General features: G+C 60.8%; 22 protein-coding genes and 1 tRNA gene. 6 read left to right on the plus strand and 17 right to left on the minus strand.

Annotated elements, in window-relative coordinates; all coding sequences use genetic code 11:
* Window positions 1-8: 8 nt before the first annotated feature.
* Both pdxA and rsmA read left to right on the plus strand, forming a co-directional pair.
* Window positions 9-1,067, plus strand: coding sequence for a 4-hydroxythreonine-4-phosphate dehydrogenase PdxA (gene pdxA / locus ACIROW_RS09105; RefSeq protein WP_402274376.1), 1,059 nt, complete (start codon window positions 9-11; stop codon window positions 1,065-1,067).
* Complete coding sequence (gene rsmA, locus ACIROW_RS09110) at window positions 1,064-1,849, plus strand: 16S rRNA (adenine(1518)-N(6)/adenine(1519)-N(6))-dimethyltransferase RsmA (protein ID WP_402274378.1); 786 nt, start codon at window positions 1,064-1,066, stop codon at window positions 1,847-1,849. Before pdxA ends, rsmA begins: the two co-directional genes overlap by 4 nt.
* Window positions 1,850-1,875: 26 nt before the next feature.
* Here rsmA and ACIROW_RS09115 read toward each other — a convergent pair whose 3' ends face one another.
* Window positions 1,876-2,229, minus strand: a complete 354-nt coding sequence (locus ACIROW_RS09115; RefSeq protein WP_116433995.1) for a helix-turn-helix domain-containing protein — start codon at window positions 2,227-2,229, stop codon at window positions 1,876-1,878.
* Window positions 2,230-2,797: 568 nt separating this feature from the next.
* On the opposite strand from ACIROW_RS09115, the gene ACIROW_RS09120 reads away from it, so the two are divergent.
* Window positions 2,798-4,507, plus strand: a complete 1,710-nt coding sequence (locus ACIROW_RS09120) for a methyl-accepting chemotaxis protein (RefSeq protein WP_402274382.1) — start codon at window positions 2,798-2,800, stop codon at window positions 4,505-4,507.
* Window positions 4,508-4,669: 162 nt separating this feature from the next.
* Window positions 4,670-5,056 (plus strand): lactoylglutathione lyase, encoded by a 387-nt coding sequence (gene gloA / locus ACIROW_RS09125; RefSeq protein WP_016832138.1) that lies wholly within the window; start codon window positions 4,670-4,672, stop codon window positions 5,054-5,056.
* Window positions 5,057-5,137: 81 nt separating this feature from the next.
* Here gloA and ACIROW_RS09130 read toward each other — a convergent pair whose 3' ends face one another.
* From ACIROW_RS09130 to ACIROW_RS09175, 10 genes are all read right to left on the minus strand, one after another.
* The gene (locus ACIROW_RS09130; protein ID WP_402274385.1) at window positions 5,138-6,058 is read right to left on the minus strand and encodes a M48 family metallopeptidase; all 921 of its coding nucleotides are present in this window, start codon (window positions 6,056-6,058) and stop codon (window positions 5,138-5,140) included.
* A gap of 19 nt (window positions 6,059-6,077) precedes the next feature.
* A complete protein-coding gene (locus ACIROW_RS09135; RefSeq protein WP_402274388.1) occupies window positions 6,078-6,830 on the minus strand; it encodes a lysophospholipid acyltransferase family protein in 753 nt (250 codons plus the stop codon).
* 74 nt (window positions 6,831-6,904) lie between these two features.
* Window positions 6,905-7,462: a D-glycero-beta-D-manno-heptose 1,7-bisphosphate 7-phosphatase gene (gene gmhB, locus ACIROW_RS09140; protein WP_402274390.1), complete on the minus strand. Its 558-nt coding sequence runs from the start codon at window positions 7,460-7,462 to the stop codon at window positions 6,905-6,907.
* A 36-nt stretch (window positions 7,463-7,498) separates the two neighbouring features.
* Window positions 7,499-9,610, minus strand: a complete 2,112-nt coding sequence (glyS, locus tag ACIROW_RS09145) for a glycine--tRNA ligase subunit beta (protein WP_402274393.1) — start codon at window positions 9,608-9,610, stop codon at window positions 7,499-7,501.
* 80 nt (window positions 9,611-9,690) lie between these two features.
* Window positions 9,691-10,608 carry a glycine--tRNA ligase subunit alpha gene (gene glyQ, locus ACIROW_RS09150; protein ID WP_402274395.1) on the minus strand — a complete coding sequence of 306 codons (918 nt, stop codon included), beginning with the start codon at window positions 10,606-10,608 and terminating at the stop codon, window positions 9,691-9,693.
* 149 nt (window positions 10,609-10,757) lie between these two features.
* A complete protein-coding gene (gene lnt, locus ACIROW_RS09155; protein ID WP_402274398.1) occupies window positions 10,758-12,353 on the minus strand; it encodes an apolipoprotein N-acyltransferase in 1,596 nt (531 codons plus the stop codon).
* Window positions 12,354-12,362: 9 nt separating this feature from the next.
* Window positions 12,363-13,250, minus strand: coding sequence for an HlyC/CorC family transporter (locus ACIROW_RS09160; RefSeq protein ID WP_402274400.1), 888 nt, complete (start codon window positions 13,248-13,250; stop codon window positions 12,363-12,365).
* 214 nt (window positions 13,251-13,464) lie between these two features.
* Window positions 13,465-13,716, minus strand: coding sequence for a pentapeptide MXKDX repeat protein (locus ACIROW_RS09165; protein ID WP_402274403.1), 252 nt, complete (start codon window positions 13,714-13,716; stop codon window positions 13,465-13,467).
* Window positions 13,717-13,781: 65 nt separating this feature from the next.
* The gene (locus ACIROW_RS09170; RefSeq protein ID WP_402274407.1) at window positions 13,782-14,567 is read right to left on the minus strand and encodes a molybdopterin-dependent oxidoreductase; all 786 of its coding nucleotides are present in this window, start codon (window positions 14,565-14,567) and stop codon (window positions 13,782-13,784) included.
* 25 nt (window positions 14,568-14,592) lie between these two features.
* Window positions 14,593-15,210, minus strand: a complete 618-nt coding sequence (locus tag ACIROW_RS09175; protein WP_402274409.1) for a cytochrome b/b6 domain-containing protein — start codon at window positions 15,208-15,210, stop codon at window positions 14,593-14,595.
* Here ACIROW_RS09175 and ACIROW_RS09180 point away from each other — a divergent pair.
* Window positions 15,203-15,364: a hypothetical protein gene (locus ACIROW_RS09180; protein ID WP_402274411.1), complete on the plus strand. Its 162-nt coding sequence runs from the start codon at window positions 15,203-15,205 to the stop codon at window positions 15,362-15,364. The two genes, ACIROW_RS09175 and ACIROW_RS09180, sit on opposite strands and share 8 nt — an antisense overlap.
* Before the next feature lie 428 nt (window positions 15,365-15,792).
* On the opposite strand, the gene ybeY is transcribed toward ACIROW_RS09180, so the two are convergent.
* The 4 genes from ybeY to ACIROW_RS09200 form a co-directional block, all read right to left on the minus strand.
* The gene (gene ybeY / locus ACIROW_RS09185; RefSeq protein WP_402274413.1) at window positions 15,793-16,251 is read right to left on the minus strand and encodes an rRNA maturation RNase YbeY; all 459 of its coding nucleotides are present in this window, start codon (window positions 16,249-16,251) and stop codon (window positions 15,793-15,795) included.
* Entirely contained in the window at window positions 16,238-17,323 is a 1,086-nt protein-coding gene (locus ACIROW_RS09190; RefSeq protein WP_402274415.1) for a PhoH family protein, read from the minus strand. The genes ybeY and ACIROW_RS09190 overlap by 14 nt, the downstream gene beginning before the upstream one ends.
* A gap of 48 nt (window positions 17,324-17,371) precedes the next feature.
* Complete coding sequence (gene miaB, locus ACIROW_RS09195; protein WP_402274417.1) at window positions 17,372-18,712, minus strand: tRNA (N6-isopentenyl adenosine(37)-C2)-methylthiotransferase MiaB; 1,341 nt, start codon at window positions 18,710-18,712, stop codon at window positions 17,372-17,374.
* 305 nt (window positions 18,713-19,017) lie between these two features.
* Window positions 19,018-19,917 carry a LysR family transcriptional regulator gene (locus ACIROW_RS09200; protein ID WP_402274419.1) on the minus strand — a complete coding sequence of 300 codons (900 nt, stop codon included), beginning with the start codon at window positions 19,915-19,917 and terminating at the stop codon, window positions 19,018-19,020.
* Window positions 19,918-20,004: 87 nt separating this feature from the next.
* On the opposite strand from ACIROW_RS09200, the gene ACIROW_RS09205 reads away from it, so the two are divergent.
* Window positions 20,005-20,607, plus strand: a complete 603-nt coding sequence (locus ACIROW_RS09205) for a cysteine hydrolase family protein (protein WP_402274421.1) — start codon at window positions 20,005-20,007, stop codon at window positions 20,605-20,607.
* 9 nt (window positions 20,608-20,616) lie between these two features.
* Here ACIROW_RS09205 and ACIROW_RS09210 read toward each other — a convergent pair whose 3' ends face one another.
* Together ACIROW_RS09210 and ACIROW_RS09215 are read right to left on the minus strand one after the other, a co-directional pair.
* Window positions 20,617-21,051, minus strand: a complete 435-nt coding sequence (locus ACIROW_RS09210; RefSeq protein ID WP_402274423.1) for a CBS domain-containing protein — start codon at window positions 21,049-21,051, stop codon at window positions 20,617-20,619.
* 120 nt (window positions 21,052-21,171) lie between these two features.
* Window positions 21,172-21,248: transfer RNA gene (locus tag ACIROW_RS09215), tRNA-Met, on the minus strand.
* Window positions 21,249-21,322 lie beyond the last annotated feature (74 nt).

The raw sequence follows: 21,322 nt of genomic DNA on the forward strand, positions 1-21,322 counted from the left end.
TTCCACTGATGTCCGAAGCCCTGCCCGCAGTCCCTGAAGATCAACGCCGGCGTCCCACGCTGGCGATCACCTGCGGAGAGCCGGCCGGCATCGGCCCGGAAATTTCCATTCGCGCCGCCTGGCAGCTGCGTGCAGAAGTACGCAGCGTGCTGCTCGGCGACGCCGCCTTCCTGGCACAGACGGCGCAGGCGCTGGACCCCTCCATCGCCTTGTCGGCCTTGTCGTTGCAGGCCTTTCGCAACAGCGGACTGCCCAACTTCCCGCAAGATCGCTTGATCGTCATTGACTGCCCCACCAGCGAACCGGTCGTCCCGGGCGTGCTCGATGCGCGCAATGGCCGCGCCGTCCTGCAGACGCTCGACGTCGCTGTCGAGTGGGCGTTGCAACGGCGATTCGACGCCATCGTCACTGCGCCGCTGCAAAAGAGCACGATCAATGACGCCGGCGTGCCTTTCACCGGCCATACTGAATACCTTGCTGAACGTACTTCCACACCGCAGGTGGTGATGATGCTGGCCGGCGGCGATGCGCCGCATTTACGGGTGGCGCTGGCGACCACGCATCTCGCGCTGAAGGACGTATCGGCGGCGATCTCGTTCGACGGACTGGGTCGTACGCTCGACATCATCCATGCGGATCTGCGCGACAAATTCGGCATCCCCCGGCCGCGCATTCTTGTCACCGGCCTCAACCCGCACGCCGGCGAGAACGGTTACCTGGGGCGTGAAGAAATCGACGTCATCAGCCCTGCGCTGGCAGCGGCCAAAGCACGCGGAATCGATGTCGCCGGTCCTTATCCGGCCGACACGCTGTTCCAACACAAATATCTCGAGCACGCCGATTGCGTGCTCGCCATGTACCACGACCAGGGCCTGCCGGTGTTGAAATTCGCCAGCTTCGGCCAGGGCGTCAACATCACGCTGGGCCTGCCCATCATCCGCACCTCCGTTGACCACGGCACCGCGCTCGACCTCGCCGCCCAAGGCTTGGGTCGCGCCGACCACGGCAGCATGGTCGAAGCCATCAGGACGGCGGCGCTCATGGCCCGCGCCAAGAATTCCCCATGAAACATATCGCCCGCAAACGCTTCGGCCAGAATTTCCTGACCGACCAGACCGTCCTGTACGACATCATCAGCGCCATTGCGCCGAAGAAGGACGACGTCATGGTTGAGATCGGTCCAGGCCTGGCAGCGATGACCAGCCTGTTGCTCGAATCGCTTGATGAGATGCACGTGGTTGAACTCGACCGCGACCTGGTGGCGCGCCTGCAGAAGCAATTTGATCCGAGGCGTCTGCATGTGCATTCCGCCGATGCGCTCAAATTCGATTTCACGTCGATTCCGGTGCCTGCCGGGCGCAAGCTGCGCGTGGTCGGCAACCTGCCTTACAACATCTCCAGTCCGCTGATGTTCCGTCTGGCCGAGCTGGCTCCGCTGGTTCAGGACCAGCATTTCATGCTACAGAAGGAAGTAGTCGAACGCATGGTCGCCGATCCCGGCAGCAAGGCTTTCGGACGTCTTTCGGTGATGCTGCAGTGGCGCTATCACATGCAGCTCATGTTCGTGGTGCCGCCGACTGCCTTCGATCCGCCGCCGCGCGTGGAGTCCGCGATTGTGCGCATGATCCCGATTGCGCAGCCGCTTGAATGCGATCAGTCCCTGCTCGAAGAAGTCGTCACCAAGGCGTTCTCCCAACGCCGCAAGGTAATCCGCAATTGTGTCGCCGGTTTGCTCGTTGAAGCCGACCTGATCGCCGCCGGCATCGATCCGCAGGCGCGCCCTGAAGCCGTGCCGATGGAGCAGTTCGTCGCGCTGGCCAATGTGTTGCGGCAACATCGCGCCGACTAAATCTGTGACCGCTGTGCGGTCGTAAATTATTTACGCATCGATTTCAGCAGCAATTCCATGAAGTCCACCGCCAATTGCTGATCCTGCGGTCCCAGCAGGATGAAGCGTCCCAGCGCGTTTTCCAGACGTGCCGCCGCCGCCTTGCCGGCGTCGCTGGCGTTTTTTCCTGACTGGCTGTTCTGCTCGGCGATGAGATAGAGCGACGACACCGGGACGTCGAGCGCCTTGGCGACGTTTTCCAGCATGTCAGGTGTGAGGCGTTGCTTGTCGCGTTCGACGCGCGACAGATTGGCGGCATCGGTGCCGGCGACCAATGCAATTTCTTCCAGGCTCGCTTTTCTTTCCTTGCGAATCTTGCGTAGGACTTGGCCAATATTCATTTATCAATTCTCCTGCCAACATTGCGTGAGGCGCAAAGTCGTGCGGACAAATTTTTTGCTAAAATATTGCGTATTACGCAAATAATCGACGCCAAACCAAGGCCTGCAAGCAAAAATAAATCTTGCTTTACGGCATTGACGATTCAACCCTGTCGGAACCGCACCACGAAAGGCGGCAAACGGCAGGCAGGCGAAGAGATCAGCAGGTTCTCTCGCGCAGCGGCTCGCTTATGACAGCTGCGCGGATGATCGTCCTTTCTTTCATCATAGTTCGCCGACCGTGAGATGAAACCTGTATTTGCGCATGCTGTCATCTGACGGGGGAACGTCGCACATGGTCATCAGGAATTTCCCGATGGCAGCGCGACGCGTTGCGGATTAGTCTTGCGGAAATTTTCCGCACTTCAATATTGCGTCATTGCATCAGCGACGCCTTCGACAAATGCTTGTTGAAGCGTGATCTCCCGGCGCGTAGTATCGACTCATCCGGATCGGAGTAACCGGGACGCGTCGCGTCAGCCGTCAGCCAATACGTTCAATTGCACTTTTACATGACAAGGGGAAATGTATGCGCATAGCGAATTTCAAGATCGGGGCACGTCTGGGTTTAGGATTCGGCTTCCTGGTGCTGTTGCTGGTCGCCATGGCAGTGCTCGGGGTGACACGCCTGTCCGGGCTCAATGAACAGATGGACGAAGTCATCAACGACAAGTATCCGAAGACGGTGCTGGCCAACGACATCATCAAGAACGTCAATGTGATCGCGCGATCTTCGCGCAACGTGCTGTTGATGACCGATGCCGACGAGGTCGGCAAGGAAATGCAGACCATCCGGACCGCCAGCGACAACACCAAAACCACGCTTGAAAAGCTCGACAGCCTGATCACCGGCGACAAGGGTCGTGCGCTCATGAAATCGATCATGGATGCACGCACGCAATACAACGCCGGTCGCGACGAAGTGCTGCGCCTGGTCGTGTCCGGTGCGAAGAACGAAGCGACGGTATTGCTGCTGCAGACGGTGCGGCCGCTGCAACTGACCTATATGTCGGCAGTGGAAACCCTGATCGCGCATCAGAATGAATTGATGCATGTTGCCAGCAAGGAAGTCGAAGAAGAATATCTAGAAGCGCGCAATCTGGTGATTGCACTAAGCGCCATCGCGCTGGTGTTCGCAGGCCTGATCGCCTGGCTGGTCACGCGGAGCATTACATCGCCCTTGAGTCGCGCCGTCAAGGTCGCGGAGACCGTTGCAGCAGGTGATCTGACCTCGCAATTCGATGCGTCCGGCAAGGATGAAACCGGCCAGTTGCTGCGCGCCTTGCGCTCCATGAACGACAACCTGCTCGATATCGTCAGCCGGGTTCGCCACGGCACCGACACCATCGCCACCGCATCGACCCAGATCGCCGCCGGTAACCTGGACCTGTCCAGCCGCACCGAGCAGCAGGCCAGTTCGCTTGAAGAAACCGCCTCGTCAATGGAGGAGCTGACTTCCACCGTCAAGCAGAACGCCGAAAACGCACGCGAAGCAAACAAGCTGGCCGTGTCGGCGTCGGCCGTCGCGGTCGAAGGCGGCAACGTGGTCGGCAAGGTGGTGCATACGATGGAATCGATCAATGCGTCCTCGCGCAAGATCGTCGACATCATCAGCGTGATCGACGGCATCGCCTTCCAGACCAATATCCTGGCCTTGAACGCTGCGGTGGAAGCCGCCCGCGCCGGTGAGCAGGGCCGCGGGTTCGCAGTGGTGGCCAGCGAAGTACGCACGCTGGCGCAGCGCAGCGCCGCTGCCGCCAAAGAAATCAAATCGCTGATCGACGACTCGGTGGAGAAAGTGGATTCCGGCAGCAAGCTCGTCGAGCAGGCTGGCCAGACCATGAACGAGGTGGTCAGCAGCGTGCGTCGCGTGACCGATATCGTCGGTGAAATCACCGAAGCCAGCCGCGAACAAAGCGAGGGCATCGAGCAGGTCAACCAAGCTGTCACGCAGATGGATCAGGTGACGCAGCAGAACGCCGCCTTGGTGGAAGAAGCCGCCGCTGCCGCACAATCACTGCAGGATCAGGCCACCAGCTTGTCGCAGATCGTCGGCGTGTTCAAGATCGATAGCAATCGCCTGCCGAATAATGCCGGCGCCGCGTCGTCCGTCCAGCAGCGTTCGCATGACGTGACGCCAAAGACGCCATCGCTGGCGCGCAAGCAGGAAACGCCGCGTCTGCCGGCTGCCGCACGCACGCCTGTCACCACCAAGGACGACGACTGGGAGCAGTTCTGATCGTTTGACGTTATCGCCATCACTGCGCGCCTGCCGTCATCTGACCGCAGGCGCGCGGCATTTTCCCGATCTGGAAGGCGACGTTAATAATGCACGCCGGCAAGCCGACGCGAACAGCGCTACAATCCTGCACTCCGATAAGTTCTTAGGCAAAGGCTCACTATGCGCATCCTGCACACCATGCTCCGGGTTGGCGACCTGCAACGCTCCATCGATTTCTACACCAAGGTGCTCGGCATGAAATTGCTGCGCACCAGCGAAAACACAGAATACAAATACACCCTGGCTTTCCTCGGTTACGGCAGCAATCCGGATCACGCCGAACTCGAGCTGACCTACAACCACGGCGTCGACAAGTATGAAATGGGCACCGCCTACGGCCATATCGCGATCTCGGTCGACGATGCCTACAAGGCCTGTGACGCCGCACGCTCTTCGGGCGGCAACGTGACGCGCGAAGCCGGCCCGGTCAAGGGCGGCAGCACCGTGATCGCCTTCGTGACGGACCCCGACGGCTACAAGATCGAGTTCATCGAACGCAAAGACTAAGGTAAACCGACGTATAAACGATTCGGCCTGCTGCATGGAGACATGCGGCAGGCCGATTTTTTTGTCGAACGGAATTGCCGGTCAGAAAATCGGCAAAGTCTCGGGTGCGCTGTCGCGCAGGGCGCGCTTGGCGGTTTCGAATTCAGGGAAGATCGATTGTACCGTGGCCCAGAAGCGTGGGCTGTGGTTCATTTCGCGCAGGTGCGACAACTCGTGCGCGATCACGTAATCGATCAGCGGCAGGGAAAAATGCATCAGGCGCCAGTTCAGGCGGATGCGACCGTCGGCAGTACAGGAACCCCATTGCGTGGTGGCCGACGATAGCGCGAACGACTGGTAAGTCACGCCCAGTTTCTCGGCGTAGATCGGCAGGCGCGCTGCAAAGGTTTCCTTGGCGCGCGCTTGCAGCCAACCTTGCACGCGGTCTTTCAACTGCTGTTCGCCGGCGTCGGCAGGCAAGCCTACCGTCAACTCCAGCGTGTCTTCATCGTAAGCAATGCCGGCCGCCTGATGGGCGCGGATACGCAAGGTGATGTCCTGTCCAAGATAGGGCAGGGTGGCGCCGTCTAGCCATTGCATCTGCGGTTGAAGGCGGCGCGCCGAGCGTTCGCGGCGTTCATTGAGTTTTGTGAAGATCCAGCGCTGCTTTTCGCGGATGGCGTTTTCGATCTCGCCCAGGGTCACCCATTTCGGCGCAGTCACGCGCAAGCCTTCATCGCTGATCAGGAAGCCGATCGAGCGGCGCTTCGAACGCAGCAGCGCATAGTCGAGATGATGTTCGCCCAGCTGGATGCGCCGCATGCCATCGGCGGGACGGCCGATCGGCGGCGACATCGGCGGCAACGGCGTCTGCTGTTTCAGTTCGGGCGCCGGTGCGAGGTCCTGCTGCAAAAGCGGTGGCGGTGGGCTGTCCTGCGTCGTCTCAAGAGGCGTCGGTGTGAAGAAATCCAGTTGCAGCGTAAGCTGGTTAGGATCCGGCTGAGAGTGACGAAGCAGTTTCAATGTAGTGGGGCCGATGGTGTCAGTTTCTTGTTTTGTCGACGGCGGCATAAACCGCCGGGGAAATCACGCGCATTTCAGATTCTATCCAATTTTCGACGCGTTGGCTTAACTGTGCAGGATCCAGGCCTTCCGGCGAGATGGGTTTGCCGATCGATACCGTGATCATACCCGGAGTTTTGATGAATGAGCCCTTCGGCCAGCACTCGCCGGCGTTGACGGCGACAGGCACGACCACGGTGTTGGTTTCCACCGCCAGGCGCGAGCCGCCGTGCTTGTACTTGCCGGTCTGGCCGACCGGAATGCGCGTGCCTTCCGGGAACATGATTACCCACTGGCCGTCGGCCAGGCGCTTGCGTCCCTGCACCACGACTTGCGCGAAGGCGTCGCGGCCCTTGCTGCGGTCGATCGGGATCATGCGCAACAAGGCGATGCCCCAGCCGAAGAACGGGATGTAGGTCAGCTCCTTCTTGAACACGAACACCAGCGGACGCGGCATGATGATCAGGTAGAAAATCGTTTCCCACGCCGATTGGTGCTTGGATAGCAGGATCACCGGCGCGTCGGGCAGGTTTTCCATGCCCTTGACCTGATAGCGGATGCCACAGATCACGCGCGCTGCCCAGATCACGATGACGTTCCAGCGCGAAGTCAGGTAATAGCGCTGCGCGTACGGGAACGGCGCGAACAGGATGCACGCCATCGACCACACTACGGTGGTCACGGTCATCACCAGCGTGAACAGCACGGAACGCAAAAACAGGTTGATACGCAAAATACAGTCTCCCTTTTCAGAGCCGGTGCGGCCGTGTCCGCAATGCGGCGGCCCGCTGCCTTCTCACTTATCCACTAAACCGACATTTCTACCGGTGCTTTCAATATGAAGTCGACTACGCCGGCGAGGTCCGGATAGATCAGCGTACCGGGCGGCAGGCCGCCTTTTTCGCGGGTCTTCTCGCCCTTGCCGGTGAGCACCAGGAACGGCGCACAACCGGCCACGAAACCGGCCTGCAGGTCGCGTAGCGAATCCCCTACGGTCACCACGCCGCCGCGCAGGCTGACGCCGAAGCGCTTGGAAATTTCGTTGAACATGCCCGGCTTGGGCTTGCGGCAATCGCAGTTGTCGTCGGCCGCATGCGGGCAAAAGAACACGGCGTCGATATCGGCGCCGACCTGCTGCGCGGCATTGTGCATCTTCTGATGGATGGCGTTGAGCGTCATCATGTCAAACAGTCCGCGGCCTACGCCCGACTGATTGGTCGCGACGACGACGCGATAACCGGCCTGGTTGAGGCGGGCGATCGCTTCCAGCGAACCCTTGATCGGAATCCATTCCGCGGGCGACTTGATAAAGGCGTCCGAGTCCTGGTTGATCACGCCATCGCGATCCAGAATGATCAGCTTCATGTTCTTCTTACCCTATCCCTGAGAACTTGATGGACCTTATGCCGCCAGCTTGGAAATGTCGGCGACCTGGTTGAGCATCTGATGCAATTCGGCCAGCAAGGCCTGGCGATTCTTGCGCAGCTGTTCGTCCTCTGCATTGACCATGACGTCGTTGAAGAAGGCATCGACGTTCTGGCGCAGTTGCGCCAGCGCCTTCAACGCGCCGCTGAAATTGCCTTGCGCATACGCGGCATCGACTTGCGGCTTGAGCAGCAGCATGGCCGAATACAGCGCCTGCTCGGCGGCTTCGCGCAGCAAGCCGTTCTGCACGGTGCCACTCACTCCACCCTCGATCTTCTTGAGGATATTGGTGATGCGCTTGTTGGCGGCGGCCAGCGCTTCGGCTTCCGGCAGCGCGGCGAAGGCTTGCACCGCATCCAGGCGTTCGGTGATGTTGTCGAGTACTGCCGGCTGCTGCGCCACCACCGCTTCGATCTCGTTGGGCGAGTAATTGCGCTCGCGCAGCAAGCCGCGCAGGCGATCAAACAGGAAGGCGCTGACGTCGGCGCTCGGGTCCTTGAAATTGCTGTTGCCGGCAAATTGCGCCACGGCGGCCTGCAGCAAGGCAGGAATCGCCAGCGGCAGACGCTTTTCAACCAGCATGCGCAATACGCCCAGCGCATGGCGGCGCAGCGCGAACGGATCCTTGTCGCCGGTCGGCTGCAGGCCGATGCCCCAGATGCCGACCAGGGTTTCCAGTTTGTCGGCCAGCGCCACGGCGGTGCCGGTCGCGGACGACGGCAGGGCGTCGCCGGCGAAGCGCGGCTGATAGTGTTCGGAAGCGGCCAGCGCGACTTCATCCGGCTCGCCGTCGTGACGCGCGTAGTAGGTGCCCATGATGCCTTGCAGCTCAGGGAACTCGCCCACCATGTCGGTCAGCAGATCGGTCTTGGCCAGCAGCGCGCCGCGTTCGGCCAGCGCCACATCATTGCCCAGCAATTTGGCAATCGCACCGGCCAGCGCCTGGACGCGCTCGGTACGTTGCAACTGGTTGCCCAGCTTGTTGTGATACACGACGTTAGCCAGTTGCGGGACGCGGTCGGCCAGCGTCTTCTTCTTGTCTTGCTCGAAGAAGAACTTCGCATCCGACAGGCGCGGACGCACCACGCGTTCGTTGCCCTGGATGATGTGCTGCGGGTTGGCGGTTTCCAGATTCGAAACGATCAGGAAGCGCGAGCGCAGCTTGCCGTTCGCATCCGTCAGCGCAAAATATTTCTGGTTGGTCTGCATGGTCAGGATCAGGCATTCCTGCGGCACTGCCAGGAACTGGTCGTCGAACTTGCATTCGTAGACCACCGGCCATTCGACCAGCGCCGTGACTTCATCGAGCAGCGCTTCCGGCATCAGGACCTTGTCGTCGCCGGCCTTGCCGAGCAGGTCGAGGCGGATCTTTTCCTTGCGTTCTGTGAAGCCGGGAATGACTTTGCCCTTGCTGATCAGCGTTTCGACATAGGTCTCGGGCGAGTCGATCGCGATCGCGCCCTGTGACAGGAAACGATGGCCTTGGGTGATCTTGTCGGCGTCGAGGCCGAGGATGTTCAGCGGCACCACGGCGGCGCCGTGCAGAGCGATCAGGCGGTGTGCCGGACGCACGAAATGCACGGTATTGCCTGCGTCACGGCCGTGCTGGCGCTGGTAGCTCATCACCTTCGGAATCGGCAGCTTGGCGACCGATTCTTCCAGTGCCGCTTGCAGACCGGATTGCAGCGCGCCGCCCTTGGCGGTGTAGTTGTAGAAGAAGCTTTCGGCCTTGCCGTCCTGAGCGCGTTCCAGCTGGTCCGGGGTGATCACGGTGGCGCCGACTTGCACCGCCAGTGCCGCCAGTTTCTTGACCAGCGGCGCCGCAGGGCGACCTTCGGCGTCGAGAGCGACGCTGACCGGCAATACCTTTTCGCGGATAGCCTTGTCGAGCGAGGTGGCGCGTACTTTAGTGATGGAAACCGCCAGGCGACGCGGTGTCGCGTAAGCGGTGGCGACCGCGCCTTCTTCAAGGAAGTCGCGCGATTTCAGTCCGTTGAAAATCCCGTTGGCAAAAGCGTCGCCCAGTTTGGCGAGCACCTTGGGAGGCAGTTCTTCGGTCAGGAGTTCTACTAAAAGTGTTTGAGTCATTTTCTGTTTTCTTGCCGATTTCTTGCTTATTTGGCGCTACAGCGGGTGTCAGCCGCAGCGCGATCCGATCAATGCTTTATTCAAGCCGCCTGGCGCGAAACATCGGCATCCGCCATCGGGAAGCCGAGGCGCTCGCGCGATTCGTAATATGCCTGCGCCACGGCGCGCGACAGATTGCGGATGCGGCCGATGTAGGCTGCGCGCTCGGTGACCGAGATGGCGCCGCGTGCATCCAGCAGGTTGAAGGTATGCGCCGCCTTCAGGATCATTTCGTAGGCCGGCAGCGCCAGCGGCACTTCCAGCAGGCGCTTGGCTTCGGCTTCGTAGTTGCCGAACAGCGAGAACAGGAAGTCGGTATTCGAATATTCGAAGTTGAAAGTCGATTGCTCGACTTCGTTCTGGTGGAACACGTCGCCGTAGGTCAGCTTCTTCTTGACGCCGTTCTCGACCCATTCGGTCCAGATCAGGTCGTAGACGTTTTCCACGTTTTGCAGGTACATCGCCAGGCGCTCGATGCCATAGGTGATTTCTCCCAGCACCGGTTTGCAGTCGAGGCCGCCGACTTGCTGGAAGTAGGTGAATTGCGTCACTTCCATGCCGTTGAGCCAGACTTCCCAGCCCAGGCCCCAGGCGCCCAGCGTCGGGTTTTCCCAGTCGTCTTCGACGAAACGCACGTCGTTTTGCTTCAGGTCCAGGCCCAGCGCTTCGAGCGAACCGAGGTACAGGTCGAGGATGTTCTCAGGCGCCGGCTTCAGCACCACCTGGTATTGGTAGTAGTGCTGCATGCGGTTGGGGTTTTCGCCGTAGCGGCCGTCCTTGGGGCGGCGCGACGGTTGCACGTAGGCGGCGCGCCATGGCTCAGGCCCGATGGCGCGCAGGAAGGTCGCGGTGTGCGAAGTGCCGGCACCGACTTCCATGTCGTAGGGCTGGAGCAATGCGCATCCTTGCGCATCCCAATATTCTTGCAGCTTGAGAATGATCTGTTGAAATGTAAGCATCTTTTTATGTTGCCGGTGATGGCGGGCAAGGAATTGCTAAAACCCTGAATTTTAGCGGTTTTTGAGGGGGCCATGCGGCCCAAACGCAGGAACAGGCCGGAAATAACGAAGACAGGCCCGGGAACGAACAAAGAAAAACGCGGTGGCGACTAGCGTTTGCGGCGCGACAGCAGCCAGGCCGCCGCCAGCGCGGCGATCGCCAGCGCCAGCATCAGCTTGTTGCCGAGCAGGATGTAGGGCGTCTGGCCCTGGAAACCTTGCACCGAGGCGCTCAGCATGTTGCGCGTGTAAGGCTGCAGTTCCGACACCAACTGGCCTTTGGGGCCGATCACGGCGGTCGCGCCGGTGTTGGTCGCGCGCAGCATCGGGCGGCCGGTTTCCAGCGCGCGCATCTGGGAGATCTGCAAGTGCTGCGGCAGCGCGATCGAATTGCCGAACCAGGCGATGTTGGACAGGTTCAGCAGCATGCTGGCCTGCGGCTGCCCGGTGTAGTAGGCGCCGCCGAGCTGGGCGGCGATCTCTTCACCGAACAGATCCTCGTAGCAGATGTTGGGCATGATCCATTGCTGCTTGACCTGGAATGGAAGCTGCAAGGGTTTGCCGCGCGTCATGTCACCCAGCGGAATGCTCATCATGTCGACGAACCAGCGGAAACCGAGCGGGATGAATTCGCCGAAAGGCACCAGATGATGTTTGTCGTAGCGATACGGTGTGCGCTCGCTGGCCGGATCAGGAGAAAAACCGACCATGCTGTTGGCGTACTGGCCGGGTCCGTCGGACAAGGGAATCCCCAGCGCCAGATGGCTGCCCGAAGTCTGTACAAAGCGCGCCAGGCGCGCCAGATAGTCCGGCGGCAGTTGCTGCGGCAGCAGCGGCACAGCGGTTTCGGGTGTGGCGATCAGGTCGGCCGGCGCGCTGCGGATCATATCGTCGTACATCATCAGCGACGACAGCAGCGCTTCGTTGGAGAATTTCATCTCTTGCGGAATATTTCCCTGCAGCAAACGTACGCTGATCGGCTGTCCTGCAGCCTGTGTCCAGTCGACCGTGTGCAGCGCTACGCCGGCGCCGGCGAGCAGCAGCGTCAGCGCGGCGGGCAGGACGCGCGGCCCGGTGCGCAAGCTCAGCATGGCGAGACTGCCGGCGACGATGGCGGCAATCCAGGCCAAGCCATAGACGCCGACCACGGGCGCGAAGCCGGCCAGCGGACCGACGTTGTGTGCATAGCCCGAGGTCAGCCATGGGAAACCGGTGAACAGCCAGCCGCGCAGCCATTCCGACAAGGCCCACAGCGTCGGCAACAGCAGCAGCAACAGCACCATTTGCGAGGTCGCCCAGCGCTGCTGCAGCCAGCGCGCCAGTGTTGCGGTCAACGCGGCATAGAGACCCAGGTAAGCCGCCAGCAAGCCCACCGCCAGCGCCGCCATCCATCCCGCCATGCCGCCGTAGTCGTGCATGCTGATGTAGAGCCAGTGCACGCCGGCGGCCGCCCAGCCGAAGCCGTACAGCCAGCCGGTCAGGGCATTGCGGCGGAAAGAGGCAGTGCGGGAGATCTGGCGGAACAGCCAGGCCAGCGTGACGATCTGTATCGGCCAGATGTTGAACGGCGCGAACGCCAGCACGTTGGCGACGCCGGCCAGCAAGGCGAACAGCGGCGTCCAGCGTGCAAGGCGCGATACCGTCGAACTGTTGGCGGCAGCCGCAGCATCGGTAGAGTCAGCAGGGATGGGCGAAGAAGAATTCACGCGGAAAAACTAGTGTTCTTCCTCGGCTGCCGGCGTGTCCGGCAGTTTTTCCACCAGCAGCACATGCGCCTGGCGGGCGTCGGCGCGCAACACTTCGAAGCGCATGCCGCCGATGTCGAATTCGTCGCCCTTGCGCGGCACGCGGCCGAGGTGGTTGGCGACCAGGCCGCCGATGGTGTCGGCGTCTTCATCGGAGAAGGTGGTTTCCAGCGTCTCGTTGAACTGGGTGATCTCGGTCAGTCCCTTGATGCGCCAGCGCGGCCCGTGGGCGCCGTCCTTGATGGCGAGGATGTTGTCTTCTTCCTCGTCGAAATCGTATTCGTCTTCGATGTCGCCGACAATTTGCTCGAGCACGTCTTCAATCGTGATCAGCCCGGCGACACCGCCGTATTCGTCGACCACGATGGCCATGTGGTTGCGGTTGGCGCGGAAGTCGCGCAGCAGCACATTGAGGCGTTTGGATTCGGGAATGAACACGGCCGGACGCAGCATGTCGCGCACGTCGAAGGATTCTTCAGCGTAATAGCGCAGCAGGTCTTTCGCCAGCAGCACGCCGACCACCTTGTCGCGCTCGCCTTCAACCGCAGGGAAGCGCGAATGCGAGGTCGACAGCACGTCGGGCATCCAGGTTTCGATCGGCTTGCTGATATCGATGGTGTCCATCTGCGAACGCGGCACCATGATGTCGCGCACGGCGAGATCGGATACCTGGAATACACCTTCGATCATCGACAGCGCATCGGCGTCGATCAGGTTGCGTTCATGGGCGTCTTGCAGGACCTCGAGCAACTCTGCTCGGTTTTCTGGTTCGGGGGAGATGAGGGCGGTGAGACGTTCGAACAGGGAACGGTGTGGTTTAGCGTCAAGAGATTTGACGCTACTAGAGTGATCTTGCATATGGCGTGAGCCGTGGGTCCGACGTTGTTTCGATGAGCCATAGGATACAACAAATATATGACAAATCTACTAAAACCCGATTTTCACGACTGAGACGCGCAACGAACGCAAGCAGCAGGCTGGATCAAATGGCAACAGTTTCCCGGCGGACATGTGCACTGACGGACATGTCCACGGCGAGGGGATGCCGCAGACATGTCGAAAGAAACGAAGATTACTTCTTCATTTCATCTTTCTTCATTTCATCCTTGCCCATGCCGTCTTTAGCCATGGCGTCCTTGCCCATGGAGTCCTTCTTCATCTTGTCTTTTTTCATGCCATCCTTCTTCATGCCGTCTTTTTTCATGCCGTCCTTCGACATGGAATCCTTGGACATGTCGTCCTTGGCCATCGTATCGGCAGCGTAGGCGCCAGATACGGCAGCCATCATCAGACAGGCGAACAGGGTCGAGAGTGCTTTTTTCATGTGAATCTCCTAGATGTTGAAAATTGGCAAAAGCGCCATGACTACGGCAGATGCTTGGCAGATTGCTAAGCGCCGCCGAACCAGTTGTACCCCTGGTCTTCCCAGTAACCGCCGGGGTAAGTGTTGGTTACTTCGATCGAAACGATGTGCTTCGGATTCTTGTAGCCCAGCTTGGTGGGCATGCGCAGCTTCATCGGGAAGCCGTATTTCGGCGGCAGTATGTCGCCGTCATACGTCAGCGTCAGCTGCGTCTGCGCGTGCAGCGCCGTGGCCATGTCGATGCTGGTGTAATAGTCGTCGGCGCAGCGGAAGGCGATGTACTTCGCGCTCAGGTCGGCGCCGATATGCTTGAGGAAACCGGCGAACGGCACGCCGCCCCAGCGGCCGATGGCGCTCCAGCCTTCGACGCAGATGTGGCGAGTGATCTGTTCCACCTGCGGCAGGCGGCGCAGCTCGGCCAGGGACCAGGTGCGGCGGATGGCAATCAGGCCTTTGAGCTCAAGGCGATAGGCATCGCCGTCGACTTCGGTGATTTCATCCTCGCCATAAAACGCGTTGAACGGAAATGGCCGCGTGATCATCGACGCCGGATACGTCGGCGCCAGTTTGTTCGGATCGAACAGCCAGCCCTGCACACCATCGTTCATGCGTGAAATCTTCGTCAGCATGCGGTTCACGGATTCCTGCTCGGTGAGATTGCAGCCGCTCAGCAGCGACAGGCCGCCCAGCGTCAGTGCGCGCTTGCCGAACAGGCGTCGCGACGGCATCGACAATTCGAGTTCGCGGCGCGCATCCTTGAGGATCAGTTCGCCGTCGAGGTTAGACGGCAGGCGATTTGGTTTCTTGATCATGGTAAGGGTCTCTGTTTAGTGGCGTTCAGCGTCCGCGCAGCATGGCCAGCAAGGTGCGCGGCACCAGCGCCACCATCGCGACATGCACGACAATGAACAGCACCAGGAAACTCATGGCAAAAAAGTGCACGATGCGCGCGCTGTCATAACCGCCCATCAAGTCGCGCAGCAAAGGCAGCTGCACCGATTTCCAGATCGCCAGTCCCGAGACCACGATCAGCAACAGGTCGGCGATTACCGACAGATACGCCAACTTTTGCACGGCGTTGTAATGGTCCAGAGACGCGTGCTGCAACTTGCCCTTGAGCGCCTGCACAAAGTCGTGGAAGACTTCCTTCGGGCGCAGCGGAAAGAACTTGCGCCGTGCACGTCCGCTCAGCAGATTGAGCGCCAGGTAAATCACGCCGTTGATTGCCAGCAGCCACATCGCCGCGAAATGCCATTGCAGCGCACCGCCCAGCCAGCCGCCCAAGGTCCATTCCTTGGGAAACGAGAAGGGAAAAATCGGCGACGCGTTATAGATGCGCCAGCCGCTCAGGATCATGAGCACGACGGCGAGCGCGTTGGTCCAATGCGTGACGCGCAGCCACAGTGGATGGATGGTCGCGGACGTCGTCGGAAGCGTGGGCGCATGGATGTTCAAGTTCGTCTCCTCAATACATGGCGAATATGTGTTTCATGCAGCTTGGTCGGACGAGTTGGCGGTTTCTTACAAGGAATTTGAAAAAAGTGAAAATCACGGCATGGCAGGGCTCGCAAAGGCATCAGTAGCCACTGCGAAAAATAATCGTCAGTGAATTGTAAGAAATGACGTCCGGCCACGACCAACATGCAGGGAGCCGGAGAACGGCGCTGAAAGCGCGACGGCGGGTTGGCTGATTTACAATGCCAGACGGAGTGCGACAGGAGCAATGACATGAACTGCAAGGAAGCACATCGCGTCTTGTGCGAGGCGCAAGACAGCAAATTATCTTTCGCCCGGCGGCTGACGTTGCGCTGGCATCTGGCTATCTGCGACCATTGCACGCGCTTCGGCCGTCAGCTGGATTTCATGCGCAGGGCGGTGCGGCGTTACCGCGACGGCGGGGATGGAAGTAAGGTGGGAAGTAGGGCAGGAAAATAGGGCAGGGAACACAATGCCGTCGCAGCGCAAGGCTGCGGCCGGCAATGTTCAGTGCTGCCGATGTTGCCGATGTTGCAGATGTTGATGCAGATGTTGGTAGTGTTACCGGCGGTCCGCGTAAGGATCGGCGAAACCCAGGCCTGCCAGAATTTCAGTTTCCAGCGTTTCCATTTCGGTCGCTTCTTCTTCGTCTTCGTGATCGTAGCCTTGCGCATGCAGCACGCCGTGCACGATCAGATGCGCCGCGTGATCCAGCAGCGGCTTCTTCTGCTCCAACGCTTCCTTTTCCAGCACGTCGGTGCACAGGATGATGTCGGCCTGCGTCACTTCGGCGTCTTCCTCTTCCGTGTAGGCAAAGGTCAGCACGTTGGTGGCGTAATCCTTTTCGCGGTATTCGCGGTTCAGCGTGCGGCCTTCTTCGGTGTCGACGAAGCGGATCGTCAGTTCCGCCGGCGCGAACAGCGCGGCCTGGATCCAGCGGCGGATCTGCGGACGCGGCACGCTGTCCTTCAGGCGTGTATCGGCGTACTGGACGGACAGGGTCAGTTTATTTTTTTGCATGGCGTGGCTTGGCTGACTGGGTCAGGCCCTGGCTGAGGCGTTTGACGGCGGTGTTGGAAGTGACATGTGAATTGCTGACGGTCGATACCGCTTCATAGGCGTCGACAATGCGCGCGACCATGGGATGGCGCACCACGTCGCTGCTGGTGAAGCGCGAGAAGGCGATGCCGCGCACCTCATTGAGCACATTGAGCGCGTCGACCAGGCCGCTCTTCTGGCCGTGGTGCAAGTCGATCTGGGTGACGTCGCCGGTGACCACGGCCTTGCTGCCGAAGCCGATGCGGGTGAGGAACATCTTCATCTGTTCCGGCGTGGTGTTCTGCGCCTCGTCGAGGATGATGAAGGCGTGGTTCAGCGTGCGGCCGCGCATGTAGGCCAGCGGCGCGATTTCGATCGCCTGTTTCTCGAACAGCTTTTGCGTGCGGTCGAAACCGAGCAGGTCATACAGCGCGTCGTACAGTGGGCGCAGATACGGATCAACCTTCTGCGCCAGGTCGCCGGGCAGGAAGCCCAGGCGTTCGCCGGCTTCGACAGCCGGGCGCGTCAGCACGATGCGCTGCACGGCGTCGCGCTCCAGCGCATCGACGGCGCAGGCCACCGCCAGGTAGGTCTTGCCGGTGCCGGCCGGGCCCACGCCGAAGGTGATGTCGTGCTCGAGGATGGCGTGCAGGTACTGGCTCTGGTGCGGCGTGCGGCCGCGCAGATCGTGCTTGCGCGTTTTCAGGATCGGGCTTTCGATCTCGGTCTTGTCTTTCTTGTCAACCGCGATATCCGCATCGTCGAGTTCGGCGTCGATGGTCGCGGTGGCGCGTTGTTCGACCAGCGCCAACTGAATGTCTTCCACCGATACCTGCTTGTCGGCCCGCGTGTAGAAACGATCAAGGACGGCGACCGCGCGTTCGGCGTTGGTGCCGCTGACGATGAACTTCTCGCCGCGACGGAAAATCGTCACGTCGAGGGCGGACGAGATCTGCCTCAGGTTTTCATCGAGCGGACCGCACAGATGCGCCAGGCGCTTGTTGTCGAGCGGTTGCGGGATGAAGTAATGAGGCTGGTTGGGTGATTTTTTCAATCTGGCTCGTTGTCGTCAGGTGGATTTAAATAGCGGATGGCGATGGCGTCATTGCTTGACGATGATCTCGCCGCGCAGCGAAAACGCGAAAGTCTGGACGATGGTGACGTCGATCATTTCGCCGATCAGGCGGGCGCCGTTCGGGCCGGCGTCGAAATTCACCACGCGGTTGTTTTCCGTGCGGCCTTGCAATTCGTTGGCATCTTTCTTTGAAGGGCCTTCGACCAGAATGCGCTGGACCGTGCCGAGCATGGCCTGGCTGATCTTGCTGGCATTGTCCTGCACCACCGCTTGCAGATGTTGCAGGCGCTTCAGTTTGACCTCGGCAGGCGTGTCGTCGGCCAGGTTGGCCGCCGGTGTACCGGGCCGCGGGCTGAAGACAAAGCTGAAGCTGCTGTCGAAGCCGATATCGGTAATCAGCTTCATCAGCGCGTTGAAGTCTTCATCTGTCTCGCCGGGGAAGCCGACGATGAAGTCGCTCGAAATCGTGATGTTGGGCCGCACTTCGCGCAGGCGGCGCAGCACCGATTTGTATTCCAGCGCCGTATAGCCGCGCTTCATGGCCGACAGGATGCGGTCGGAACCGTGCTGCGCCGGCAGGTACAGGTGATCGACCAGCTTGGGCACCTTGGCGTAGGTGTCGATCAGGCGCTGGGTGAATTCCTTGGGATGGCTGGTGACGAAACGAATGCGCTGGATGCCGGGCATCTCGGCGATGTATTCGATCAGCAGCGCGAAGTCGGCGATCTCGCCGTCTTCCATGACGCCGCGGAAGGCATTGACGTTCTGGCCCAGCAGCGTGATTTCCTTGACGCCTTGTGCGGCCAGTCCGGCCACCTCTGTCAGTACGTCCTCGAAACGGCGCGACACTTCCTCGCCGCGCGTGTACGGCACCACACAGTAGCTGCAGTACTTGCTGCAACCTTCCATGATCGACACGTACGCCGTCGCGCCTTCAACGCGGGCCGGCGGCATGTGATCGAACTTTTCGATTTCAGGGAAGCTGATGTCGACCTGCGGGCGGCCGGTAAAGCGGCGCTCGCTGATCATCTGCGGCAGGCGATGCAGGGTTTGCGGACCGAATACCATGTCGACGAAGGGCGCGCGCTTGACGATGGCTTCACCTTCCTGGGAGGCCACGCAACCGCCGACGCCGATCAGCAGGTCAGGATTGATTTTCTTCAGTTCGCGCAGGCGGCCGAGATCCGAGAACACTTTTTCCTGCGCCTTTTCGCGCACCGAACAGGTGTTGAGCAGGATCACGTCGGCGTCTTCCGGACGGTCGGTCTTGATCAGACCGTCGGACAGGTTCAGCACGTCGGCCATCTTGTCCGAGTCGTACTCGTTCATCTGGCAGCCGAAGGTTTTGATGAATACTTTTTTCTGCATAAATGTCATTCAGGCATGAGCGCGCGGCGGGAGGCTGGGTCCTGCGCACGTTGGCTTGTGGGGCGCATCGGCCAGGCGCCGGCAAGGGGAAGCTGAGCATGGGCAAACTACAGTCGCGGCAGCCGGAAAGGCGGCTTGTGCGGCGCGATCCGGGGCGCCTGCAGTCGGTGCTTCCAAGGTCCGCGATTATAGCACCGGATACCGCGCGGAGCCGCAGGCGGGCGCGGATCCGGGGAGGCCGGAAAAGGCGTTGAAAATGTCAACAATGTCATCAAGGCAACTTCCCGGCGACTCTTCCGCCAGATTCAGGCGGGCGATCCGTCGGCGAAGCAGCCTTCCAGCCAATCCAGCACCGCCCGCAGACGCGGCAGTGCCCGCAGATCGCGGTGGTACACCGCCCAGGCCTCGCGCTGCAACTGTGGCGCAGCCTCTGCCAGTTCCAGCTCAGGCGCCAGCAGGTAATGTGGCAACAAGGCCATGCCCACGCCGGCGCGCGCCGCCATGCATTGCGTCACCAGGCTGGTGCTGCGGAAGCGCACCGGATTGCCGCCGGCATGATCCGCCAGCCATTGCGTCTCGGGAATATCCGGCACACCGTCGTCGAAGCCGATGAACGGCGCAGAAGCCGGCGCGGCGCGCCATTCGGCCACGCGTGCGCGGCTGCCGCACAGGAAGTAGCTGATCTTGCCCAGCTTGCGCGCAATCAGGTCGCCGTCCTGCGGCCGCGCGAAGCGGATCGCCAGGTCGGCGTCGCGGCGCGCCAGGCTCACGGTCTGGTGACTCATGCTGAACTCGATGTCGAGCTGCGGCCAGCGCTCCAGCAGCGCCGGCAGGCGCGGCGCCAGGAACATGGTGCCCATGGCGTCGGTGCTGGCGATGCGCAGCTTGCCTTCCATGCGGATGTCTTCGCCGGCCAGGCGGCGCGCCAGCTGCGCGGTCTGCGCCTGCATTTCGCGCGCGGCGGCCAGCACCGTTTCGCCCAGCCGCGTCAGTTCGGTGTCGTCGCCGCGTCGTGTAAACAACGGGCCGTGCAAGGCATGCTCCAGCGTTTGCAGGCGCCGGCTGACAGTGGCATGGGTCACGCCCAGCATGCGCGCGGCACCGGAAAAGCTGCCTGATTCGATAAACGCGGCAAAGGTGCGCAAGCCTTCCCAGTCGGCGGCGAGGAGTGCAGACGAGTCGGATGCGGATGTGAATTTATTCACGGATGGCTACCTGTTTTTGTGAATTGATGAACGTATTTTAACCGTCTAGGATGATCCCATCGTTCACCACCCTCAAGGAGAAAAACCATGTCCACACCAAAAACCCTGCTGCAAATCGCCGGCGCCGCACCGCGTTCGCCAAAGTGGCAAGACGCCGCACTGGTGCTGATCGATCACCAGACCGAATACACCGTCGGTGGTGTGCCGCTGGCCGGCATCGACGCCGCCGTCGGCGAGATCGCCGCCTTGCTCAAGCAGGCGCGCGCCGCCGGGGCACCGGTATTCCACGTGGTGCACCACGCCAAGCCGGGTGCGGCGCTATTCGATCCGCAGCGCGAATTCGTCGGCATCATCGACGGCCTGCAGCCGCAGGACGGCGAAGTCACGGTGGTCAAGGCGCTGCCGAATTCCTTCGCCGGCACCACGCTGGACGCCGAGCTGAAGAAGGCGGGGAAAAAGGAGCTGATCATCGCTGGCTTCGCCACCCACATGTGCATCAGTGCCACCACACGCTCGGCGCTGGATCATGGCTATGTGTCGACGGTGGTGGCGGCGGCGTGCGCCACGCGCGATCTGCCGGATGCGCTGGGCAAGGGCGTGGTGCCGGCGGCGGAGGTGCAGCGTGCGACGCTGGCGGCGTTGGGTGATCGTTTTGCGACGATCGTGCCGGATGCGGCTGCACTGAATTAACGGCGATGTTTACGCGACGGTCGGATTGGTTGGATTGATCCGCAGGTTCTTGAGAATGTCGCGCCACGTGACGATGCCGACCGGCCTGAAGTTCAGATCGACCACCGGCAGGCAGGAAATGCCGTGGGTATTGAAGGACTGGATCGCGTCATCGACCGTGGCGCTTTCCTGCAGCACGATCGGCCGCCGCGTCATGATCTGGTGCACGCGCTTGTTCAGACTGGCGGTGTCCTGGTAGGTTTCCCGGGCCGAGCCGATGTTCGGACTCAGCGCCTTGAGCAGGTCGCGATCGGACACCACGCCCAGCAGCTTGCGCTCTTCCACCACCAGCAGGTGATGGAATTTCAGGTTGTCGAAAATCTCTTTGACCGTTTCCAGCTTGTCGTCCAGGGTGACGGTGACGAGCTTCGCGGTCATGATCTTCTTGATGCTGACTCCAGCCATTGCTCCTCCGTTGATATGTCGGATTGTCCTCCAAGCCAGGCAGGGCAGGCAATTGACGCAGGTCAAGTTGACCGTAAAAAACAAAAAAGGCCCGTGCGAACACGGGCCTTCAGATGTCTTTGGTGGTGATAGGTGGACTTGAACCACCGACCCCAGCATTATGAGTGCTGTGCTCTAACCAACTGAGCTATATCACCAAAAGCAAGCCCGTGATTATGCTGTCCGTTCTTGCTTGTGTCAAGAGATTTAAGCCTAAGATTGCTGTTTCATT

Origin of the sequence: Herbaspirillum sp. NPDC101397, assembly GCF_044767325.1 — a bacterium.
Taxonomy (GTDB): Bacteria; Pseudomonadota; Gammaproteobacteria; order Burkholderiales; family Burkholderiaceae_D; genus Herbaspirillum.

Coding starts and splice junctions, on each gene's coding strand:
- pdxA (WP_402274376.1), top strand. CDS start 9: ATGTCCGAAGCCCTGCCCGCAGTCCCTGAAGATCAACGCCGGCGTCCC.
- rsmA (WP_402274378.1), top strand. CDS start 1,064: ATGAAACATATCGCCCGCAAACGCTTCGGCCAGAATTTCCTGACCGAC.
- ACIROW_RS09115 (WP_116433995.1), bottom strand. CDS start 2,229: ATGAATATTGGCCAAGTCCTACGCAAGATTCGCAAGGAAAGAAAAGCG.
- ACIROW_RS09120 (WP_402274382.1), top strand. CDS start 2,798: ATGCGCATAGCGAATTTCAAGATCGGGGCACGTCTGGGTTTAGGATTC.
- gloA (WP_016832138.1), top strand. CDS start 4,670: ATGCGCATCCTGCACACCATGCTCCGGGTTGGCGACCTGCAACGCTCC.
- gmhB (WP_402274390.1), bottom strand. CDS start 7,462: ATGAAGCTGATCATTCTGGATCGCGATGGCGTGATCAACCAGGACTCG.
- glyS (WP_402274393.1), bottom strand. CDS start 9,610: ATGACTCAAACACTTTTAGTAGAACTCCTGACCGAAGAACTGCCTCCC.
- glyQ (WP_402274395.1), bottom strand. CDS start 10,608: ATGCTTACATTTCAACAGATCATTCTCAAGCTGCAAGAATATTGGGAT.
- ACIROW_RS09160 (WP_402274400.1), bottom strand. CDS start 13,250: ATGCAAGATCACTCTAGTAGCGTCAAATCTCTTGACGCTAAACCACAC.
- ACIROW_RS09165 (WP_402274403.1), bottom strand. CDS start 13,716: ATGAAAAAAGCACTCTCGACCCTGTTCGCCTGTCTGATGATGGCTGCC.
- ACIROW_RS09170 (WP_402274407.1), bottom strand. CDS start 14,567: ATGATCAAGAAACCAAATCGCCTGCCGTCTAACCTCGACGGCGAACTG.
- ACIROW_RS09180 (WP_402274411.1), top strand. CDS start 15,203: ATGTTCAAGTTCGTCTCCTCAATACATGGCGAATATGTGTTTCATGCA.
- ybeY (WP_402274413.1), bottom strand. CDS start 16,251: ATGCAAAAAAATAAACTGACCCTGTCCGTCCAGTACGCCGATACACGC.
- miaB (WP_402274417.1), bottom strand. CDS start 18,712: ATGCAGAAAAAAGTATTCATCAAAACCTTCGGCTGCCAGATGAACGAG.
- ACIROW_RS09205 (WP_402274421.1), top strand. CDS start 20,005: ATGTCCACACCAAAAACCCTGCTGCAAATCGCCGGCGCCGCACCGCGT.
- ACIROW_RS09210 (WP_402274423.1), bottom strand. CDS start 21,051: ATGGCTGGAGTCAGCATCAAGAAGATCATGACCGCGAAGCTCGTCACC.